Source organism: Pseudomonas sp. 20P_3.2_Bac5 (assembly GCF_025466035.1).
In the GTDB taxonomy this organism is placed as follows: domain Bacteria; phylum Pseudomonadota; class Gammaproteobacteria; order Pseudomonadales; family Pseudomonadaceae; genus Aquipseudomonas.
Genome location: NZ_JANLOA010000060.1, coordinates 23,173 through 43,315, shown reverse-complemented (window position 1 = coordinate 43,315; position 20,143 = coordinate 23,173). Strand labels below are relative to the sequence as shown.

Annotated in this window: 14 protein-coding genes and 2 tRNA genes; 13 read left to right on the top strand and 3 right to left on the bottom strand. The window is 61.9% G+C overall.

Annotated features, from left to right (window positions below):
* Nucleotides 1-65 precede the first annotated feature (65 nt).
* The 3 genes from NTD88_RS09800 (at nt 66) to NTD88_RS09790 (ending at nt 5,669) form a co-directional block, all read left to right on the top strand.
* Complete coding sequence (locus NTD88_RS09800) at nt 66-3,191, top strand: TonB-dependent receptor domain-containing protein (protein ID WP_262153529.1); 3,126 nt, start codon at nt 66-68, stop codon at nt 3,189-3,191.
* 72 nt (nt 3,192-3,263) lie between these two features.
* Entirely contained in the window at nt 3,264-4,100 is an 837-nt protein-coding gene (locus NTD88_RS09795; RefSeq protein WP_262153528.1) for a Slam-dependent surface lipoprotein, read from the top strand.
* A 75-nt stretch (nt 4,101-4,175) separates the two neighbouring features.
* Entirely contained in the window at nt 4,176-5,669 is a 1,494-nt protein-coding gene (locus NTD88_RS09790) for a porin family protein (RefSeq protein ID WP_095155970.1), read from the top strand.
* Nucleotides 5,670-5,746: 77 nt separating this feature from the next.
* Here NTD88_RS09790 and NTD88_RS09785 read toward each other — a convergent pair.
* Together NTD88_RS09785 and NTD88_RS09780 are read right to left on the bottom strand one after the other, a co-directional pair.
* Nucleotides 5,747-5,833 (bottom strand) — tRNA-Leu (locus tag NTD88_RS09785).
* 83 nt (nt 5,834-5,916) lie between these two features.
* Nucleotides 5,917-6,003: transfer RNA gene (locus NTD88_RS09780), tRNA-Leu, on the bottom strand.
* Nucleotides 6,004-6,273: 270 nt separating this feature from the next.
* Here NTD88_RS09780 and rnr point away from each other — a divergent pair.
* The 10 genes from rnr (at nt 6,274) to NTD88_RS09730 (ending at nt 19,494) form a co-directional block, all read left to right on the top strand.
* Nucleotides 6,274-8,853: a ribonuclease R gene (gene rnr / locus NTD88_RS09775; RefSeq protein ID WP_262153527.1), complete on the top strand. Its 2,580-nt coding sequence runs from the start codon at nt 6,274-6,276 to the stop codon at nt 8,851-8,853.
* Nucleotides 8,850-9,596, top strand: coding sequence for a 23S rRNA (guanosine(2251)-2'-O)-methyltransferase RlmB (gene rlmB / locus NTD88_RS09770; protein WP_095155972.1), 747 nt, complete (start codon nt 8,850-8,852; stop codon nt 9,594-9,596). Before rnr ends, rlmB begins: the two co-directional genes overlap by 4 nt.
* 283 nt (nt 9,597-9,879) lie before the next feature.
* Nucleotides 9,880-10,305 (top strand): 30S ribosomal protein S6, encoded by a 426-nt coding sequence (rpsF, locus tag NTD88_RS09765; RefSeq protein WP_095155973.1) that lies wholly within the window; start codon nt 9,880-9,882, stop codon nt 10,303-10,305.
* Between the two features lie 28 nt (nt 10,306-10,333).
* Nucleotides 10,334-10,564 carry a 30S ribosomal protein S18 gene (rpsR, locus tag NTD88_RS09760; protein ID WP_003171373.1) on the top strand — a complete coding sequence of 77 codons (231 nt, stop codon included), beginning with the start codon at nt 10,334-10,336 and terminating at the stop codon, nt 10,562-10,564.
* A 36-nt stretch (nt 10,565-10,600) separates the two neighbouring features.
* A complete protein-coding gene (locus NTD88_RS09755; RefSeq protein ID WP_095155974.1) occupies nt 10,601-11,500 on the top strand; it encodes a hypothetical protein in 900 nt (299 codons plus the stop codon).
* A gap of 21 nt (nt 11,501-11,521) precedes the next feature.
* Complete coding sequence (gene rplI / locus NTD88_RS09750) at nt 11,522-11,968, top strand: 50S ribosomal protein L9 (protein WP_095155975.1); 447 nt, start codon at nt 11,522-11,524, stop codon at nt 11,966-11,968.
* 110 nt (nt 11,969-12,078) lie between these two features.
* Nucleotides 12,079-13,476, top strand: a complete 1,398-nt coding sequence (dnaB, locus tag NTD88_RS09745; protein WP_095155976.1) for a replicative DNA helicase — start codon at nt 12,079-12,081, stop codon at nt 13,474-13,476.
* Nucleotides 13,477-13,582: 106 nt separating this feature from the next.
* Nucleotides 13,583-15,880, top strand: coding sequence for a YgiQ family radical SAM protein (locus NTD88_RS09740; RefSeq protein WP_095155977.1), 2,298 nt, complete (start codon nt 13,583-13,585; stop codon nt 15,878-15,880).
* Nucleotides 15,881-16,102: 222 nt separating this feature from the next.
* Nucleotides 16,103-18,580 (top strand): circularly permuted type 2 ATP-grasp protein, encoded by a 2,478-nt coding sequence (locus NTD88_RS09735; protein ID WP_262153526.1) that lies wholly within the window; start codon nt 16,103-16,105, stop codon nt 18,578-18,580.
* Nucleotides 18,580-19,494: a transglutaminase family protein gene (locus tag NTD88_RS09730; protein ID WP_262153525.1), complete on the top strand. Its 915-nt coding sequence runs from the start codon at nt 18,580-18,582 to the stop codon at nt 19,492-19,494. Before NTD88_RS09735 ends, NTD88_RS09730 begins: the two co-directional genes overlap by 1 nt.
* Here NTD88_RS09730 and NTD88_RS09725 read toward each other — a convergent pair.
* Nucleotides 19,479-20,066 carry a TIGR00730 family Rossman fold protein gene (locus tag NTD88_RS09725; RefSeq protein WP_095155980.1) on the bottom strand — a complete coding sequence of 196 codons (588 nt, stop codon included), beginning with the start codon at nt 20,064-20,066 and terminating at the stop codon, nt 19,479-19,481. The two genes, NTD88_RS09730 and NTD88_RS09725, sit on opposite strands and share 16 nt — an antisense overlap.
* Nucleotides 20,067-20,143: the final 77 nt, after the last annotated feature.

The following is a 20,143-nucleotide window of genomic DNA, read 5'->3' as shown; positions in this document are numbered from 1 at the left end:
ATCACCTCGCCGCCGCAGAGTGGCCATGTATCTGCCATCTACCACCGACAACGACAGGTTTCGCCATGCTCTCGCCCGTACCCACGCCTTCGTCCCTGCCACTCAAGCCTCTGGTCTGGTCGATCACCCTGGCGCTCTCCGGCGCCGCTGCATTTGCTGAAGAACAGGCGTCGACGCCGAATATGGGGCCGGTGGAAATTGAGCTGCCCGCCGGCTATGAGGAAGCGATGAGCAAGCCAGGGACTTCGCAGCGCGGATTGCAGGTGCTGGAAGCGCAGGAAGTGAAGGGCGAGTGGGAAGACCGCGATGAGAAGGGGCAAAGCGACGTTTACCGCAAGGATGTTTCCAACGTCTATGTCGGCAAGGAGGAGCTGGAGCGCTACAAGGGCACTTCAGTGTCTGACGTGTTCAGCGGCCTGAACGGCGTCTACAGCGGCGATGCGCGCAACAGCGGGGCGCTGGACCCGAACATCCGCGGCATCCAGGGCGAAGGACGGATTCCGGTGACGGTGGACGGCACCGAGCAGGCGATGTCGGTGTGGCAGGGCTCGGGCGGCATTTCCAACCGCAACTACGTCGACCCCAACATGATCGGCAGCATTTCGGTGGAGAAGGGCCCGTCCGTCACCGACGGGGTCAAGACCGGCATCGGCGGCTCGGTCCAGATCAAGACGCTGGATGTCGACGATATCGTCAAGGCCGGGCAGCCCTGGGGTATCGAGATCAAGACCGAGACGGCGACCAACTCGGTGTCGCCGGACGAGTCGGGGATCAATCAGTTCGGCAAGGATTATCGTGACGTACCGGGTGCCACCGCGGGCTACGACGGAACCGTAGGCTTCGCGCTGCCCAATGGTGGCCGCATGACGCCGCGCAAGGGCTCGGGCGGCACCGATTTCGACTTCGAAGACAATGCTTTTCGTATCGCCGCCGGTACCCGTCAGGAAGATTTCGACCTGTTGGCGGCGTACAGCTACCGCCGCAAGGGCAACTACTACAGCGGCAAAGGCGGCAGCCAGCGCTACGAGACGGAAGACTGGCTGGACAAGGCCAAGGCGGAGAGCCAGCAGAGTGTGCCGGGAGCAGGGACGTCCTATGTGGCTCAACTGTTCCAGCCGGGCTATGAAGTCACCAACACATCGAGTGACGTGCGTACCACGTTGCTCAAGGGCACCTGGTACTTGCCTGACCAGCAGAGCCTGAAGTTGTCCTACATGCACACCGATATGGAGTTTGGTGAGAGTTCGCCCTACGTGATCAGCCTCACCACGTATACCGGGCTCGATGGCAACCAGAATGTCGGAATCCAGTATCCCTACGCGAAGGTCAAGCAGGACACCTGGTCGCTGAACTACGAGTGGAATCCCGAAGACAGCGCCCTGATCAATCTCAAGGCCGGTCTCTGGATGACCAGCAACGACAGCGATCGTTACCAGACAGGCGAGTCCATCTATGGGGTCGGCGCGACGGGCCAGGATATCGACCGAAACTGGAACAACTATGTGTTGTGCCAATACCGTAATGACCCCACGGCCTGTGCTCAGGCGCCCACCCAGCCGGTCCGGCTGGACAACAGCGATGGCCGCTTCACCCTCATTCCCAAGTCGCTTCAGGTTTCCAACCATGAGCGTTGGGGCGTGAACCTGAGCAACCGGATGGAACTGAGCGACACCCTCAACCTCACGCTTTCCAGCGACTTCAGCCATGAAAAGCTGGACGAGCGCTACGGCGCCGCCAACGCGACAGTCAATGAGATCGTCTGGGCCACCCAGCATTTCGGGCCGCGCAGTGGCAACCGGCAGCAGTACAACTTCAGCTTCAACAACGAATGGACGGTCATGCCCTGGCTGGTTATCAACGCGGGAGCCAGGTACAGCGACTACAACTCGTTTGATGAAGGCTTGGCCAAGCACCGTGAGAACCGCGACAGCGACTGGGCTGCGGGTTCAACCACAACGGGCACCCGCTTCGGTTATCGACGCTTGATGAGCGATGAGGAAGCCACGGCACTCGAGCAGAGTGTGCGAGCAGAGTACGAGTCCTGGGGCTTCACACCAGAAGAAATCGAGCAGGAAATGCTGACGGCCATGGATAACTACCAGGTCAATGGCGTGTATTACACCGCCAGGAACAGTGAGAGTTTTGTCGCCGCGTACGACGGTTTCAAGATTGATCGTTCCACCAACCAGTTCCTCAACGGCACCATCGACCTGAACGAGACGGTGGCCAACGCCCAAGGCACCACGGGCACCGTCAATCGCTATATCCAGCCGGAACAGATTTCGACCGTTACCGTACCGCCCACGGAGGGAGAGTTGTGGGCCAAACCTGACAAGCGCCGTGATCACGCCTGGACGCCGATGCTGGGGGCAACCTTCCTGCTGACTGAAAATGCCCGGGTATATGTGCGCTACAGCGAACTGGTGCGGTTCCCCACGTTGTACGAAGACACTCAGGCCGGTACGACGTTTGGTCGTAGTTCCACCGGCAGCATGAATCCCGAGCATGCGTATAACTGGGAAGTTGGTTATGTCCACGACCTGCGCAGTTTCGTCCCGGACTGGCGTCATGCCGATTTCCGTATCAATTACTACGAGAATGAAATTCACGACTATATCGACCGCGACCAGATGTACAACATCGTGCAGTTCGATAAAAAAACTTACTCGGGTATTGAGTTGCAAACCCGTACTGATACGGGGCGTTATTTCACTAACTTCTCCGTCAGCTACCGGTTGGAGCAGAAACTATGTGACAAGGACTATGCCGCCACGCTCGATCCTATCTACAACAACGCAATCGACAGTTGCGTCACTGGCGGGTTTCCTTCCACCTTTGCCCGCACCAGCCTGCAACCCAAATACTCCATCAACCTCGACAGCGGTATGCGCCTGCTCGATGAGAAGCTCGAAGTGGGCGGGCGGATGGTCTACCACAGCAGCGCCGAAAACGAAGAAGAAGCCAAGTGGATCGCCAGCGGCGTGACGGGCGCTGAAGCATTCGGGCGACCTTATCGCTGGCACCCAATCTGGGTATTCGATGCCTATGCAAGTTATCAGGTAACCGAGAACCTGGATGTCGATGTCGGCGTCAACAACATCACCAACCGTTATTACATCGATCCCTTGGCCAGGGCCATGTTGCCGGCACCCGGCCGCACGATGAAGTTGGCACTAACCGCGCGATTCTGAATAAGAGCATCCCTGAATTTTTTGCTGTTTTTTATTAAAAACAGTGGCCTTTCAATTATCCAAGGAGGTTTCATGAAAAAGCTGTTTGTACTTTCCGCATTGTCTCTGATGGCATCCACCAGCTTCGCGGCAACCGTCGCGGGTGGCTCGTCGAGTAGCTATGTAGTGCCCACGGCATCCAACATGATGGCTGTCGGCACCGCCGGGATTGCAATGCCTACCACGGTAGGTGGCACTGCGGATCTCACCAAGGTCGTCAGCTTTGCGGCGGGTCCGATTGCCCAGACCAACGCGCTGATTGCAACACCAGGTACTGCTTCGGCAATCATTACCCAGATTCATCCGGTTACCGGTCTGCCTTACAACGTCTCGGAGACCTGGAAAAACACCGTTGCGTACAACACCAACGTCTACGCCTATCGCCAGATCGACAACCCGCTGCCGAACTTCCCGCAGTTCGGCGGCGAAGTCATCGCCAAGGTTTCCGGCGCCGAGGTGTACTTCGGTGAATGGGCGCCACGCAAGTCTGGCACCCAGCCACTGAACAGCACCGACCTGAACCTCACCGATGCCAACCGCACCGTCTGGTATGTCGGCGAAAACCCGACCACCAGCATGCCAACCCTGGTCAACGCCAAGTACAACGTGGTCGGCGTCAACCAGTACAACCCGGGGACCGGCGCTGGCGTGACCTCGGGTGTGCTGACCGCCAACTATGGTTCCGGCAGCGGCACCCTGACCGGCACCGTTGGCTCGATCAACTTCGGCGGCACCACCATCGCGTCGAATGGCTCGTTCTCGCGTACTTCCCAGATCCAGGGTCAGTTCTACGGCGCCAATGCCGAGGCCCTGGCGGGGATCTACACCAGCGGCACCACCAAAGTCGCCTTCGGCGGCGCCAAGCAGTAACACCCGCGTGTCATTGGAGGAGGGAGCTTCGGCTCCCCCTTCCGACCTCTTTCTTTCTGTCCCGGAACGATCACCATGCTGCCGTCCATGCGGGGGCGCGTTGCCCTGCTGTGTTTCTCTGCCCTGTGTTCCACCGCGCTGCTGGCCGATGACGACGACACCCGTCTGCTGTTGAACAAGATCGACCGCACCGCCGAGGCGCGCGAGCGGGCCAATCTTGGCGCGCCGGATCCGGCCGAGAACGATGCTTCGCTGATCACCATCGAGGGGCAGACCTACAACGTACAGAACACCCTCGAAGACTTGGGGCCGGCCATCTACGTCTCCATCAACCTGCAGCAGTGGGGCAAGGTGCGCCAGTTTGTCGAGCGCTACCGCCAACTGCCCGGTCATGAGCCGGCACTGATTGAAATGGCCGAGGGGCTGATCGCCCGCAGCGACCGCCAGTACAAGCAGGCCATCGCACATCTGCGCAGGGCCGATGAGCTGCAGCCAGGTTTCGTCCGTGCTCGCCTGGAATTGGCGCGCACGCTGTTCGAAGACAATCAGACCCGTGAAGCTGAAGCGCTGTTTCGCGAGGTCGCCGCGTCCGATGTGCCCGAGCAGGTCCTGAGCGTGCTGGGCGAGTACCACAAGGGCATCGACCTGCGCCGCGAATGGCATGGATCGGCGTCGCTGGGCTTCGGCTACAACAGCAACATCAACCAGGGTAACGGCATGACCACCAGCACCCAGGTCTGCACGATCTTCTTCGAATGCTTCGACTACAGCCGGCAGATGCCCAAGCCAATCACGTCATCCAGCCTGGTCTATGACATGGCTGCCGAGCGGCGTTTCCAGATTGCCGGCAATCACCATCTGCTGGTGCGCGGCCTCAGCTATGGCAATACCTACGACAAGCATGGCGATGACGGCGAAACAAAGACCTGGTACGACGACAACACCTCGGTGCTGTACGCCGGCTACAGCTTCCAGAGTGCGCTGAACGATGTGTCGCTCACGCCACTGTTCGAGAATTACTACAACGACCATCACACCAAGTACCAGGCCAGCGGCGTGCGCGGGGAGTGGAAGCACAACCTGACCAACCGGCTGCAGGTCGGCCTGCAGGCCCAGCACAAGCACTTCCGCTTCCAGGGCGAACAGCGCGAGTACTTCGATGATTACGACGAACGTCAGGTCGGCACCTCGCTGTCGTACATGCTCGATCCGCGCACCCTGGTATTCGGCGGCGTCACCTACACCCGGCGCAGCCAGGACGCCGATACCGCCAGCAATCGCGAGTACATGGGCAGCCTGGGCGCGTATCACAGCTTCGACCTGGGGGTTAACTTGAGCGTGGTCGGCTTGTACCGCACCACCCGCTACGATGCGCCGGACGTTTTCCTCGGCGGCCTGCGCAAGGACCGCCAGCAGATCTACATCGCCAACCTGAGCATGCCGCGTTTCGCGTTCGCCGGGGTGGTGCCGAATCTCTACATGAAACGCACGGTCACCGACAGCAGCATCGACTGGGCCTATGCCTACCGGCAGACGGAGGTGGCATTGAAATTCGAGAAGACGTTCTAGGAGGGAAGGGGCCTCGGCGAGATCCGAGGTCAAATCGCAGGCATAAAAAAACCCGCTTTCGCGGGTTTCTTTGAATATGGTGCCCAGAAGAAGACTCGAACTTCCACGACCGTAAGGTCACCAGCACCTGAAGCTGGCGTGTCTACCAATTTCACCATCTGGGCAAATTTGAAGCAGTTGTAACAAAAACAGTCTAGCGTATTGCTTAATCTCAGACACGTTATGAAGCTATCTGAAACTTGAAATATGGTGCCCAGAAGAAGACTCGAACTTCCACGACCGTAAGGTCACCAGCACCTGAAGCTGGCGTGTCTACCAATTTCACCATCTGGGCATTTCGTTGATTTCGCTTCGATGCTTCACATCGCGCGGCTTCTCAACTATAACGACGGTCTCCGTCGCTGTGGTGCGCACTATACGGATGGCTCCAAGGGCTGTAAAGCCCCGGTTTGAAAAAAATCTTAAAAGATTCAAGCCGTTGGTCTTCCACAGCGAACAGCGCATTCTGGGGCCGGTCCCAACGGGGCTGTCCAAGGTTGAAATTTCCGGTTTCAATACGGCTATGCCAAACTAACCCTTATATAGACAAGGTGAACCCCTCCTAATGGCCGATTGGCAGTCCCTCGATCCCGAGGCCGCTCGTGAAGCGGAAAAATACGAAAACCCCATCCCTAGCCGTGAGCTGATCCTCCAGCACCTCGCCGAACGAGGCTCGCCCGCTGCGCGCGAGCAGCTGGTCGAGGAACTCGGCTTGCATACCGAGGAACAGATCGAGGCCCTGCGCCGTCGTCTTCGGGCGATGGAGCGTGACGGCCAGCTTATCTACACCCGGCGCGGCACCTATGCCCCGGTGGACAAGCTCGACCTGATCCTCGGCCGTATTTCCGGTCACCGCGACGGTTTCGGTTTCCTGATTCCCGATGACGGCTCCGAAGACCTGTTCCTCAGCCCCGCGCAGATGCGCCTGGTGTTCGACGGTGACCGCGCCCTGGCCCGTGTCTCTGGTGTCGACCGCCGTGGCCGCCGCGAAGGCGTGGTTGTCGAGGTCATTTCCCGCGCCCACGAGAGCATCGTTGGCCGCTACTTCGAAGAAGGCGGCATCGGCTTCGTTACCCCTGACAACCCGAAGGTCCAGCAGGAAGTGCTGGTCACCCCGGGTCGCAGCGGTGGCGCGCGTGTCGGTCAGTTCGTCGAGGTGAAGATCACCCACTGGCCAACCCCGCGCTTCCAGCCTCAGGGCGACGTTGTCGAAGTCATCGGCAACTATATGGCTCCCGGCATGGAAATCGACGTTGCCCTGCGCAGCTACGATATCCCGCACGTCTGGCCTGAAGCGGTCGTTAAAGAAGCGCGCAAGCTCAAGCCTGAAGTCGAAGAGAAGGACAAGGAAAAGCGCATCGATCTGCGCCACCTGCCGTTCGTCACCATCGATGGTGAAGACGCCCGCGACTTCGATGACGCCGTTTATTGCGAAAGCCTCGGCAAACTGCGGCTGTTCTCCGGTGGCTGGCGCCTGTACGTCGCTATCGCCGACGTGTCCAGCTACGTCCGCCTCGGTTCGGCGCTGGATGCCGAAGCCCAGGTGCGTGGCAACTCGGTGTACTTCCCCGAGCGCGTTGTGCCGATGCTCCCCGAAGAGCTTTCCAACGGCCTCTGCTCGCTGAACCCGCACGTCGATCGCCTGGCCATGGTCTGTGAAATGACCATCAACAAATCCGGGCAGATGGTCGATTACCAGTTCTACGAAGCGGTGATCCACTCCCATGCCCGCCTGACCTACAACAAGGTCAGCAGCATGCTGGAACACGCCCGCACCCGCGAAGGCCGTGCCCTGCGCGAGGAATACAGTGGCGTGGTGCCGCACCTGAAACAGCTTTATGCGCTGTACAAGGTGCTGCTGGACGCCCGTCATGCCCGCGGCGCGATCGACTTCGAAACCCAGGAAACCCGGATCATCTTCGGCTCCGAGCGCAAGATCGCGGAAATCCGTCCGACCGTGCGCAACGACGCCCACAAGCTGATCGAGGAATGCATGCTGGCGGCCAACGTCGCCACCGCCGAGTTCCTCAAGAAGCACGAGATTCCGGCCCTGTACCGCGTCCACGACGGTCCGCCGCCGGAGCGCCTGGAAAAACTGCGCGCCTTCCTTGGTGAGCTGGGCCTTTCCCTGCACAAGGGCAAGGACGGTCCGTCGCCGAAGGACTACCAGGCACTGCTGGCCAGCATCGCCGGTCGCCCGGACTTCCACCTGATCCAGACCGTCATGCTGCGTTCGCTGAGCCAGGCGGTGTACAGCGCCGACAACAACGGCCACTTCGGTCTGAATTACGAGGCGTACACCCACTTCACCTCGCCGATTCGCCGCTACCCCGACCTGCTGACCCACCGGGCCATCCGCAGCGTGATCCGTTCCCGCCAGGAAACCCCGCACGTCAAGCGCGCCGGTGCGATGAGCATTCCCAAGGCGCGGATCTATCCGTACGACGAAAACACCCTCGAGCAACTGGGCGAACAGTGCTCGATGAGCGAGCGGCGCGCCGACGAGGCGACCCGTGATGTGGTCAACTGGCTCAAGTGCGAGTACATGAAAGACCGCGTGGGTGAGTCGTTCCCGGGCGTGATCACCGCGGTGACCGGTTTCGGCCTGTTCGTCGAGCTGACCGACATCTATGTCGAAGGCATGGTGCATGTCAGCGCGCTGCCAGGCGACTACTACCACTTCGATCCGGTCCACCACCGTCTCACCGGCGAGCGCACCGGGCGTACCTTCCGTCTCGGCGACACCGTCGAAGTGCGGGTGATGCGCGTCGATCTGGAGCAACGCAAGATCGACTTCGAAATGGCCGAGAACACCCTGAATGCGCCGATCGGCCGCAAACAGCGTCAGACCGCGCCCGAAGCTACTGGCAAGGCTCCAGCCGCTGCCAAAGAGCAGCCGGCACCTCGCGCCAAGAAAGCCAAGAACGAAACCGCCGAAGCCTATTTCCCTTCCCATGCTGCGGCGAAAAACGCCGAAGTGCGCAAGAGCCGGGAAATGAAGAAGGCCCTGCTGGCCGATGCCAAGCAGGCGCACGCCAGCGGCAAGCCGGCGGGCAAGTCCGGCAAGACCGAGAAACCGACCAAACACCGCAAGGGACCGCCCAAAGCTGGTTCCACGTCGCGTAAACCCAAAGGCAAGTCATGAGTCAGTTGGAAAAGATCTACGGCGTCCATGCCGTGGAAGCGCTGTTGCGGCACCACCCCAAGCGGGTCAAGCAGATCTGGCTGTCCGAGGGTCGTAGCGAGCCTCGGGTCCAGGCGCTGCTGGCGCTGGCCGCCGACAACCGCGTTGCGGTCGGCCAGGCCGAACGCCGCGAGCTGGATGCCTGGGTCGAAGGTGTTCACCAGGGCGTGGTCGCTGAAGTCAGCCCGAGTCAGGTCTGGGGTGAGGCGATGCTCGAAGAACTGCTGGAGCGTACCGAGACGGTTCCGCTGCTGCTGGTTCTCGACGGCGTCACCGATCCGCACAACCTCGGCGCCTGCCTGCGTACCGCCGATGCTGCCGGCGCGCTGGCGGTCATCGTGCCGAAGGACAAGTCGGCGACGCTTACCGCGGCCGTGCGTAAAGTTGCCTGCGGCGCTGCTGAAGTGATGCCTCTGGTGGCCGTGACCAACCTGGCGCGAACCCTGGAGAAACTCCAGCAACGTGGCCTCTGGGTGGTCGGCACTGCGGGCGAAGCCGAGCAGGAGCTGTATCAGCAGGACATGACCGGGCCGACCGTGCTGGTCATGGGCGCGGAAGGCAAGGGCATGCGCCGCCTGACCCGCGAGCACTGCGATTTCCTGGTCAAGCTGCCGATGGCAGGCAGCGTCAGCAGCCTGAACGTATCGGTCGCGACTGGCGTCTGCCTGTTCGAGGCTGTTCGTCAGCGTAAAGCCGGCAAATAATTCGCGATCCCTCTTGTAGGGGCGAGCTTGCTCGCGATGGCCTCCTAAGTCGGCCTATCGCGAGCAAGCTCGCTCCTACAGTTGTATTTGAGGTTGCCGGCTATCGGCACTGCTCAATATTTCACCAATCACCTTGCTTGTCCCTCGGCGCTTCTCTACAATTGCGCCCCTTGCCGTGTTGGCAGGCGCGCATGTGCCTCTTTCCAAGGCAAGACATACAAGTGTCATTCACTCCTTGTCTGACCGCCATTTGTCGGCAGACTACAACCCGTAAGGAGCATTCATGCGTCATTACGAAATCATCTTTCTGGTCCACCCGGACCAGAGCGAGCAAGTCGGCGGCATGGTTGAGCGTTACACCAAGCTGATCGAAGAAGACGGCGGCAAGATCCACCGTCTGGAAGACTGGGGCCGTCGTCAACTGGCCTACGCAATCAACAATGTTCACAAGGCTCACTACGTGATGCTGAACGTTGAGTGCACCGGCAAGGCCCTGGCCGAGCTGGAAGACAACTTCCGCTACAACGATGCCGTGATCCGTAACCTGGTCATCCGTCGCGACGAAGCCGTTACCGGCCAGTCCGAGATGCTCAAGGCTGAAGAAAACCGCAGTGAGCGCCGTGAGCGTCGCGATCGTCCTGAGCATTCTGACAGCGCCGAAGGCGATGACAGCAATGACAGCGACAACAGCGATAACGCTGACGAGTAATCCACGGACCTTTTGAGGAGCCTATTACATGGCACGTTTCTTCCGTCGTCGTAAATTCTGCCGCTTCACTGCTGAAGAAGTGAAAGAGATCGATTACAAAGATCTCAACACCCTGAAAGCTTATGTATCTGAAACCGGCAAGATCGTTCCAAGCCGTATCACTGGTACCAAAGCTCGTTATCAGCGTCAGCTGGCTACCGCTATCAAGCGTGCCCGCTTCCTGGCCCTGCTGGCCTACACCGACAGCCACGGCCGCTGAGACCGGGTCGTCGACAAGTAGCAAAGGATAAATTGCATGCGTGCCCTGGCTGATTTCATCATGCGCGGTCGCGTGCAGGCCACTCTCGTAGTGGTCGGTTGTGCGGCATTGCCGCTGTTGTTCTGGTTGAGTGCCGCCGCCGGGAGCCTGATCTTCCTGCGGCGCGGTTTCAAGGACGCCTCCGGTGTCCTTGCCTGGGCATTGCTGCCGGCGTTGGCCTGGTGGTTTTTCGGCGAGCCGCGCACCTTGATGGTGTTGCTTGGCACGCTGGGTCTGGCTGCGCTGTTGCGCGCCGGGCAGTCCTGGAATCGGGTGCTGTTGTTCAGCATCGCCCTGGGCCTGGTGTATGGCGTCGCTCTGGGTTCGGTGTTCCGTGAACCGATCGAGTCGCTTGCGCAGGGGATCGCCAAGATCCTCCCGCAGATGCTCGAGGGGATCTACCAGCAGTTGAAGGTAGAAGAACGGGCCCGACTTGAGGGGCTGATCGCACCAGTGCTTACCGGCCTGATTGCGGCATTGTTGCAAGCTGTCAGTGTGCTGGCCCTGATGTTGGGTCGCTACTGGCAAGCAGCGTTGTATAACCCGGGAGGCTTCGGTCGCGAGTTTCGCGCCGTGAGACTGCCGCTGGCGGTGGCGTTGGGGCTGCTGGTGATCATTCTGGTGGGGCCGAATTTCGGTACCGAACTGGCGATGTTGACACCGCTTTGCACCATCCCGCTGCTCTTCGCCGGACTGGCCGTGATTCATGGCCTGGTGGCGCAGAAACGACTGGCGAAGTTCTGGCTGGTCGGGTTGTACGTGACACTGCTGCTGTTCATGCAGCTGATTTATCCGTTGCTCGTGGTCCTGGCCATTGTCGACAGCCTGATTGATTTTCGCGGACGCGGGGCGTCCCCAAGTGACGCCGACAACGGCTCCGCGAACGGTGAAGGTTAAAAGTTAAGAGGTTATTACCAAATGGAACTGATCCTGCTGGAAAAAGTCGCCAACCTGGGCAACCTGGGCGACAAAGTTAAAGTTAAGTCGGGTTACGGCCGTAACTTCCTGCTGCCATTCGGCAAGGCTGTCGCCGCTACCGCTACCAACCTGGCCGCGTTCGAAGAACGTCGCGCCGAGCTGGAAAAAGCTGCTGCTGACAAGAAAGCTTCGGCTGAAACCCGCGCTGCCCAACTGGCCGAGCTGGAAGTGACCATCACTGCCACCGCTGGCGACGAAGGCAAGCTGTTCGGTTCGATCGGCACCCACGACATCGCTGACGCCCTGACCGCCTCCGGCGTTGAAGTGGCCAAAGCTGAAGTTCGTCTGCCAAACGGCACCATCCGTAACGTCGGCGAATACGACGTTGCCGTGCACCTGCACAGCGACGTTGAAGCCACCGTTCGCGTGGTCGTCGTCGCAGCCTAAGCTGTATCGACCTGCTGGCTCCCTTGGGGTCAGCCGGTTAACATCGGGCACGATCCTGCATTGCAGGTCGTGCCCTTTGTCTTTTTCAACACCCAGATTTCCAGGTGGCCATGAACGAGATAACCGCCCCAGAGCAATATGATCTGCAAACCTCCGCCCTGAAGGTTCCGCCGCATTCCATCGAGGCCGAACAGGCCGTGCTCGGTGGCCTGATGCTGGACAACAACTCCTGGGAGCGAGTGCTCGATCAAGTCTCCGATGGCGACTTCTACCGCCATGACCACCGCCTGATCTTCCGGGCGATCCACAAGCTGGTCGACCAGAACGTCCCCTTCGACGTCGTGACGCTGCACGAGCAGCTCGACAAAGAGGGCCTCAGCTCGCAAATCGGCGGCCTGGGCTATCTCGGCGAGCTGGCGAAGAACACCCCGTCGGTGGCCAACATCAAGGCCTACGCGCAGATCATTCGCGAGCGCTCGACGCTGCGCCAACTGATCAGCATCAGCAACGACATCGCCGACAGCGCCTTCAACCCGCAAGGGCGCAACGCCGCGGAAATCCTCGATGAAGCCGAGCGGCAGATCTTCCAGATCGCCGAGGCGCGGCCCAAGACCGGTGGCCCGGTGGGGGTCAACGACCTGTTGACCAAGGCCATCGACCGCATCGATACGCTGTTCAACTCCGACAGCGACATCACCGGCCTGTCCACCGGCTACACCGACCTGGACGAGAAGACCAGCGGCCTGCAGCCGGCTGACCTGATCATCGTCGCCGGTCGTCCGTCGATGGGTAAGACCACCTTCGCCATGAACCTGGTGGAAAACGCCGTGTTGCGTAGCGACAAAGCGGTGCTGGTGTACTCCCTGGAGATGCCAGGCGAATCGCTGATCATGCGGATGCTTTCGTCCCTCGGCCGCATCGACCAGACCAAGGTGCGCTCCGGCCAACTGGACGACGACGACTGGCCGCGGCTGACCTCGGCGGTCAACCTGCTCAACGACCGCAAGCTGTTCATCGACGATACCGCCGGCATCAGTCCGTCGGAGATGCGCGCGCGAACCCGGCGTCTGGTCCGTGAGCACGGCGAGGTCGGCATGATCATGATCGACTACCTGCAGTTGATGCAGATCCCGGGTTCCAGCGGCGACAACCGGACCAACGAGATTTCCGAAATCTCCCGCTCGCTCAAGGCCCTGGCCAAGGAATTCAACTGCCCGGTCATTGCCCTGTCGCAGCTCAACCGCTCCCTGGAGCAACGCCCGAACAAACGCCCGGTGAACTCCGACTTGCGGGAATCCGGAGCGATCGAGCAGGACGCCGACGTGATCATGTTCGTCTACCGGGACGAGGTCTATCACCCGGAAACCGAGCACAAGGGCATTGCCGAGATCATCATCGGCAAGCAGCGGAACGGCCCGATCGGCTTTATCCGCCTCGCGTTCATTGGTAAGTACACCCGCTTCGAGAACCTTGCGCCAGGCAGCTACAACTTCGACGACGACGAATAAAATCGTCCCCTGATCAATTCCGACCTGCAGCGTCGGAATTGGTCAATTTTTGTGCTATATTCCGCGCCCGCGATTTTTCCTGCATCCAAAAAAACCGGTCACTGACATGCAAGCAGCCAAACCACTCTTCGACTATCCCAAGTACTGGGCCGAATGCTTCGGACCAGCGCCATTCCTGCCAATGAGCAGGGAGGAGATGGATCAGCTCGGCTGGGACTCCTGCGACATCATCATCGTGACCGGCGATGCCTACGTCGACCATCCGTCGTTCGGCATGGCGATCATCGGCCGGCTGCTGGAGGCCCAGGGCTTCCGCGTCGGGATCATCGCCCAGCCGAACTGGCAGTCGAAAGACGACTTCATGAAGCTCGGCGAGCCGAACCTGTTCTTCGGCGTCGCCGCCGGCAACATGGACTCGATGATCAACCGCTACACCGCCGACAAGAAAATTCGTTCGGACGACGCCTACACCCCGGGCGGCATGGCCGGCAAGCGACCTGACCGCGCCAGCCTGGTTTACAGCCAGCGCTGCAAGGAAGCCTACAAGAACGTGCCGATCGTTCTGGGTGGCATCGAGGCGTCGCTGCGCCGCATCGCTCACTACGACTACTGGCAGGACAAGGTTCGTCATTCGATCCTGATCGACGCCAGCGCCGACATCCTGCTCTACGGCAACGCCGAGCGCGCGATCGTCGAAGTGGCCCAGCGCCTGTCGTTTGGCGAGTCGATCGAGACCATCACTGACGTGCGCGGCACCGCGTTCATTCGTCGTGACACGCCGAAAGGCTGGTACGAGTTCGACTCGACCCGCATTGACCGTCCGGGCAAGGTCGACAAGATCATCAACCCGTACGTCAACACCCAGGACACCCAGGCCTGCGCCATCGAGCAGGAGAAGGGCGAGGTCGAAGACCCGAACGAAGCGAAGGTGGTCCAGTTGCTGGACAGCCCGCGGATGACCCGGGACAAGACCGTGATCCGTCTGCCGTCCTTCGAAAAAGTGCGCAACGACGCCGTCCTTTATGCCCACGCCAACCGCGTGTTGCACCTGGAAACCAACCCCGGCAACGCCCGGGCGATGGTGCAGAAGCATGGTGAAGTGGACGTCTGGTTCAACCCGCCGCCCATTCCGATGACCACCGAAGAAATGGATTACGTCTTCGGCATGCCTTACGCACGGGTCCCGCACCCGGCCTACGGCAAGGAACGCATTCCCGCGTACGAAATGATCCGTTTCTCGGTGAACATCATGCGTGGCTGCTTCGGCGGCTGCACCTTCTGCTCGATCACCGAGCACGAAGGCCGGATCATCCAGAACCGCTCCCACGAATCGATCATCCGCGAGATCGAAGAGATTCGTGACAAGGTGCCCGGCTTTACCGGCGTCATCTCCGACCTCGGTGGGCCGACCGCGAACATGTATCGCATCGCCTGCAAGAGCACCGAGATCGAAACCCACTGCCGCAAGCCGTCCTGCGTGTTCCCGGGCATCTGCCCGAACCTGAACACCGACCACTCGGCGCTGATCAAGCTCTACCGCAGTGCTCGTGCCTTGCCGGGCGTGAAGAAGATCCTGATCGCCTCGGGCCTGCGCTACGACCTGGCGGTGGAATCACCGGAGTACGTGCGCGAGTTGGTGACGCACCACGTCGGCGGTTACCTGAAGATCGCCCCGGAGCACACCGAGGAAGGCCCGCTGAACCAGATGATGAAGCCTGGTATCGGCAGCTACGACCGCTTCAAGCGCATGTTCGAGAAGTTCTCGAAAGAGGCGGGCAAGGAGCAGTACCTGATCCCGTACTTCATCGCTGCGCACCCGGGCACCACCGACGAAGACATGATGAACCTGGCCCTGTGGCTCAAGGGCAACGGCTTCCGCGCTGACCAGGTGCAGGCGTTCTACCCGTCGCCGATGGCCTCGGCCACCGCCATGTACCACTCGGGTAAGAACCCGCTGCGCAAGGTCACGTACAAGAGCGAAGGCGTGACCATCGTCAAGAGCGATGAGCAGCGCCGCCTGCACAAGGCGTTCCTGCGCTATCACGATCCGAAGGGCTGGCCGATGCTGCGCGAGGCGCTGGAACGCATGGGCCGCGCCGACCTGATCGGCTCGGGCAAGAATCAGTTGATCCCGGCCCACCAGCCGGCGACCGACAGCTACCAGAGCGCCCGACGCAAGAACTCCACCCCGGCGGGCAGCCACAAGGTGGGCAAGGAACAGAAGATCCTGACCCAGCACACCGGCCTGCCACCGCGTGCCAGCGACGGCGGCAAACCGTGGGACAAGCGCGAGGAGGCCAAAGCTGCCGCCTTCGCCCGCAACCAGGAAGCCGCCAAGGCGCGCAAAGACGCCGCCAAAGGCAAAGGCCCGCGCAAGCCTCGCCAGCCGGCTGTGCCGCGCTGATGTCCATGGTGGGGCCTGTGGATGACATGCCCCGCCATGAGGCGTTGCAAGGCACTGGTTCAGTGCATTGTCTTTCATAAGGCCGGCGCCTGGTGCGCCGGCCTTTGTTCATGTTCAATGAATGCTCGGCGCAAGCCCCGGTGGCATAACTCTTGCCGCGTTTCTGTGCAAAAACACTTGGCGCACGACGCCGAGACACCCTGCCCGTAAATGAGCACTGCCATGGCTGACCTGCCGGATCGTTCTTCGCCGAGCGCCGCGACCTATCACGAGATGCTTGCCGCCGATGGCGCGGTGCGTCCGCACTGGCAGGCGCTGTACGCCCATGTGCAGCGCAGCAGCCCGGCGCAACTGGCCCAGCGCCAGGCGCTGCTGAACCGGCAACTGCGGGAAAACGGTGTCACCTACAACATCTACGCTGACCCCGACGGCGCCGACCGGCCGTGGGAGCTGGACCTGTTGCCGCAGGTCATTCCCGCCGCCGAGTGGCAGGCGATTGGCCAGGGCGTGGCGCAGCGTGCTCGCCTGCTCAACGCGGTGCTGGCGGATATCTATGGCCCGCAACAGCTGATTGGCGAAGGCCTGCTGCCCGCCGAGCTGGTGCATGGGCACAATAATTTTCTCTGGCCGTGCCAGGGCATTTCGGTGCCGGAGCAGACCTTCCTGCATGTCTATGCCGCGGATCTGGCGCGTGGCCCCGATGGCCGTTGGTGGGTCACGGCGGATCGCACTCAAGCGCCGTCCGGTGCCGGCTATGCGCTGGAAAATCGCACTGTGGTGTCCCGCGCCTTTCCCGAGCTGTACCGCGACCTTCATGTGCAGCACCTGGCCGGCTTTTTCCGCACGCTGCAGCAGAGCCTGGCGCGACTGGCGCCCAGCGAGCGGGAAGCGCCGCTGGTGGTGCTGCTGACGCCGGGGCGCTTCAACGAAAGCTATTTCGAACACCTTTACCTGGCCCGCCAGCTTGGCTATCCGCTGGTGGAAGGCAGCGACCTGACCGTGCGCGACGGTACGGTCTTCCTCAAGACGCTGAGCGGCCTGCGGCGGGTCCACGCGATCATGCGCCGGCTCGATGACGACTTCTGCGACCCACTGGAACTGCGCACCGACTCGGCCCTGGGTGTGCCGGGCCTGCTGGACGCGGTACGCCAGGGGCGGGTGCTGGTGGCGAATGCCTTGGGCAGCGGGGTGCTGGAGTCGCCCGGTTTGCTTGGCTTCCTGCCGGCCATCAGTCAGCGCCTGTTCGGCGAAGAACTGAGCCTGCCGTCCATCGCTACCTGGTGGTGCGGCGAGCCGGCGGCGCTGGAGCAGGCGGTGGAAAAACTGCCAGAACTGCTGTTCAAGCCGGCGTTTCCTTCGCAGAGCTTCCAGCCGTTGCTGGGGCGAGATCTGGATGACGCCCAGCGTCAGGCCCTGGTCGGGCGTCTGCGGGCGCGCCCTTACGCTTACGTCGCCCAGGAACTGGCGCAACTTTCCCAGGCGCCGGTGTGGCAGGCCGATCACTTGCAGGCGCGCCCGGTGGGCATGCGCGTCTATGCCGTGGCCAGTGCCGATGGCTACCGGGTGCTGCCGGGCGGATTGACCCGGGTGGCGGCGCAGGCGGATGCCGAGGTGGTCTCGATGCAGCGCGGCGGGGCGAGCAAGGACACCTGGGTGCTCGGCGAGGTCGCCGCTCAAGGCGAGCAATGGCAGGCCAGTCGCAGCCTCGGCGTGGCCGACCTGATCCGCCAGGACCCGTATCTGCCCTCGCGGGTGGTGGAGAACCTGTTCTGGTTTGGCCGCTACTGCGAACGTTGTGATGCCAGCGCGCGGCTGCTGCGAATTCTCCTGAGCGGTTATCTTGACGGCGACTCGCCGCAAGCGCTGGATGCCGCCGTGACCCTGGCCGAGGAGCTTTCGCTGTTGCCCGCCGAGGGTACGCTGGACGCGCGTTTGCGCACGGCATTGCTCGACCCGGCGTGGGGTTTCAGCCTGCGGGCCAACCTTCAGCGTCTGCAATGGGCGGCAGGGCAGGTGCGCGGCAAGCTTTCGCGGGAGAACTGGCAGGCGCTGGTGGAGCTGCAACGGGAAGCCCAAAGCCTCGATGATCTGTCAGCGGATTTCGCCGAGCTGCTGGACTTCCTCAACCGCCTGATTCTCGCGCTGGCGGCGCTGTCTGGTTTCGCCCTGGATGACATGACCCGCGACGAAGGCTGGCGCTTCCTGATGACGGGGCGGCGCATCGAGCGCGTCTACGCTTTGAGCAGCAGCCTGGCGAGCTTCCTGCGCGGGCCGGGAGACGCCGATCAGGTGGGGCTGGAGTGGCTGCTGGAACTGGCCAACAGCAGCATCACTTATCGCTCGCGTTACCTGGCGGTGGCGCAGCGGGTGCCGGTGCTGGACCTGCTCCTGCTGGATGAGCAAAACCCCCACGCGGTGTTGTTCCAGCTCAAGGCGCTGCTGCGCTCGTTGGGGCGTCTGCAAGAATCCTTTGGCAGCCCGCCGGAGGCGGATCTGGCGCAGCTTGCCGTGCGCCTGCAGCGTTTCGACCTGCACAGCCTGGAAAACCCGTTGTTCGGTGAAACCAGCGTGCGCGCGGTGCTCGACGGGCTGGCGGCGCTGCTCACGGAAATCGCCGAGGCCAGCGAGGCGGTATCGGACCGCCTGGCCCTGCGTCACTTCGCCCATGTCGATATCAGCCAGCAGACGGTGTCCGCCTGATGAGCGTTCGTTACCAGATTCTTCACGACACCCATTACCGCTACGCCAGCCCGGTGTCGTTGGCCCAGCAACTGGTGCACCTGTGGCCGCGGGATTGCCCGTGGCAGCGCTGCGAAGCGCGGCAACTGGACGTGACGCCCACGCCGACGCGACGGCGTGATGCGCTGGATGTGTTCGGCAACCCGTTGACCCGGTTGGCCCTGGAATACCAGCACGATGAGCTGCGGGTCAGCACCCGGGTGCGTGTCGAGGTGCTGCCCCGGCCTGCGCCCTGCCTGACGGATTCACCGCCTTGGGAACTTGCGCGCAACGCCCTTGGCTATTCGCGACAGGCGCTGTCGGCGGAGGTCCTGGATGCCTGCCGTTACCGTTTCGAGTCGCCGTATGTCCGCCTGAAAAAGCGTTTCGTGGAGTTCTCCGAGCCGTGCTTCGGTGCCGGCGTGCCGCTGCTGGTGGCGGTGCGGGCGCTGATGGAAAAGATCTTTCGCGAATTCACCTTCGATGCCGGTGCGACCCAGGTCGCCACACCGTTGGTGGAGGTGCTGGCGCGACGTCGCGGCGTCTGCCAGGACTTCGCCCACCTGATGCTCGCCTGCCTGCGCTCTCGCGGCCTGGCGGCGCGCTATGTCAGCGGCTACCTGCTGACACGGCCGCCGCCCGGGCAGGCCCGGCTGATCGGCGCCGATGCCTCGCATGCCTGGGTCTCGGTGTTCTGCCCGCGGCAGGGTTGGGTGGATTTCGATCCCACCAACAACCTGCTGCCGGCGCTGGAACACATCACCCTCGGTTGGGGCCGGGACTTTTCCGATGTGTCACCGCTGCGCGGGGTGATTCTCGGCGGTGGCAGCCACGACCCGGACGTGCGGGTAACGGTGCTGCCACTCGATGACGAGCCGGCTCAAGCGGGCGGCTGATCGACCCACTTCGGCGCGACCACCGGCTTCCAGGCGTCCAGTGCGTCGAGCAGGGCGTCGGGCTCGGGATTGAGCTGCAGCATCGAGCGGTGTTGCGGGCGGACGAAACCTTCCTCGACCACATGATCGAGGAAGCCGCTGAGTTTCTCGTAGAAGCCGTTGACCTCCAGCAGCCCCAGTGGCTTGCCGTGGTAGCCGAGCTGGCCCCAGGTCCAGACTTCGAACAGTTCTTCCAGGGTGCCGAGGCCACCGGGCAGGGCGATGAAGGCATCGCTCAGTTCGGCCATGCGCGCCTTGCGGGCGTGCATGCCGTCCACGACTTCAAGGCGGGTGAGGCCGGTGTGGGCGATTTCGGCGCGTTGCAGGCTGACCGGGATGATGCCGATCACCTCACCACCGGCCGCCATGGCCGCGTCGGCGACGATGCCCATCAGGCCCACGGCGCCACCGCCGTAGACCAGGGTCAGACCGCGACGGGCGATGGCCTCGCCGAGCGCCACCGCGGCTTCGCGGTAGGCCGGATTGGCGCCGGTGCTGGCGCCGCAGAATACACAGACGGAACGTAGAGACATGGTTTTCTCCGGGTCGAAAATCGCCACAGAGTAAGGGCCATGGGCAGGTCTTCCAAGCGTTGTGTTATTCCGGGCGG

Bases quoted from the DNA above. Each gene is read 5' to 3' on its own strand.
- NTD88_RS09800 (WP_262153529.1), top strand. From the start codon at position 66: ATGCTCTCGCCCGTACCCACGCCTTCGTCCCTGCCACTCAAGCCTCTG.
- NTD88_RS09795 (WP_262153528.1), top strand. From the start codon at position 3,264: ATGAAAAAGCTGTTTGTACTTTCCGCATTGTCTCTGATGGCATCCACC.
- NTD88_RS09790 (WP_095155970.1), top strand. From the start codon at position 4,176: ATGCTGCCGTCCATGCGGGGGCGCGTTGCCCTGCTGTGTTTCTCTGCC.
- rnr (WP_262153527.1), top strand. From the start codon at position 6,274: ATGGCCGATTGGCAGTCCCTCGATCCCGAGGCCGCTCGTGAAGCGGAA.
- rlmB (WP_095155972.1), top strand. From the start codon at position 8,850: ATGAGTCAGTTGGAAAAGATCTACGGCGTCCATGCCGTGGAAGCGCTG.
- rpsF (WP_095155973.1), top strand. From the start codon at position 9,880: ATGCGTCATTACGAAATCATCTTTCTGGTCCACCCGGACCAGAGCGAG.
- rpsR (WP_003171373.1), top strand. From the start codon at position 10,334: ATGGCACGTTTCTTCCGTCGTCGTAAATTCTGCCGCTTCACTGCTGAA.
- NTD88_RS09755 (WP_095155974.1), top strand. From the start codon at position 10,601: ATGCGTGCCCTGGCTGATTTCATCATGCGCGGTCGCGTGCAGGCCACT.
- rplI (WP_095155975.1), top strand. From the start codon at position 11,522: ATGGAACTGATCCTGCTGGAAAAAGTCGCCAACCTGGGCAACCTGGGC.
- dnaB (WP_095155976.1), top strand. From the start codon at position 12,079: ATGAACGAGATAACCGCCCCAGAGCAATATGATCTGCAAACCTCCGCC.
- NTD88_RS09740 (WP_095155977.1), top strand. From the start codon at position 13,583: ATGCAAGCAGCCAAACCACTCTTCGACTATCCCAAGTACTGGGCCGAA.
- NTD88_RS09735 (WP_262153526.1), top strand. From the start codon at position 16,103: ATGGCTGACCTGCCGGATCGTTCTTCGCCGAGCGCCGCGACCTATCAC.
- NTD88_RS09730 (WP_262153525.1), top strand. From the start codon at position 18,580: ATGAGCGTTCGTTACCAGATTCTTCACGACACCCATTACCGCTACGCC.
- NTD88_RS09725 (WP_095155980.1), bottom strand. From the start codon at position 20,066: ATGTCTCTACGTTCCGTCTGTGTATTCTGCGGCGCCAGCACCGGCGCC.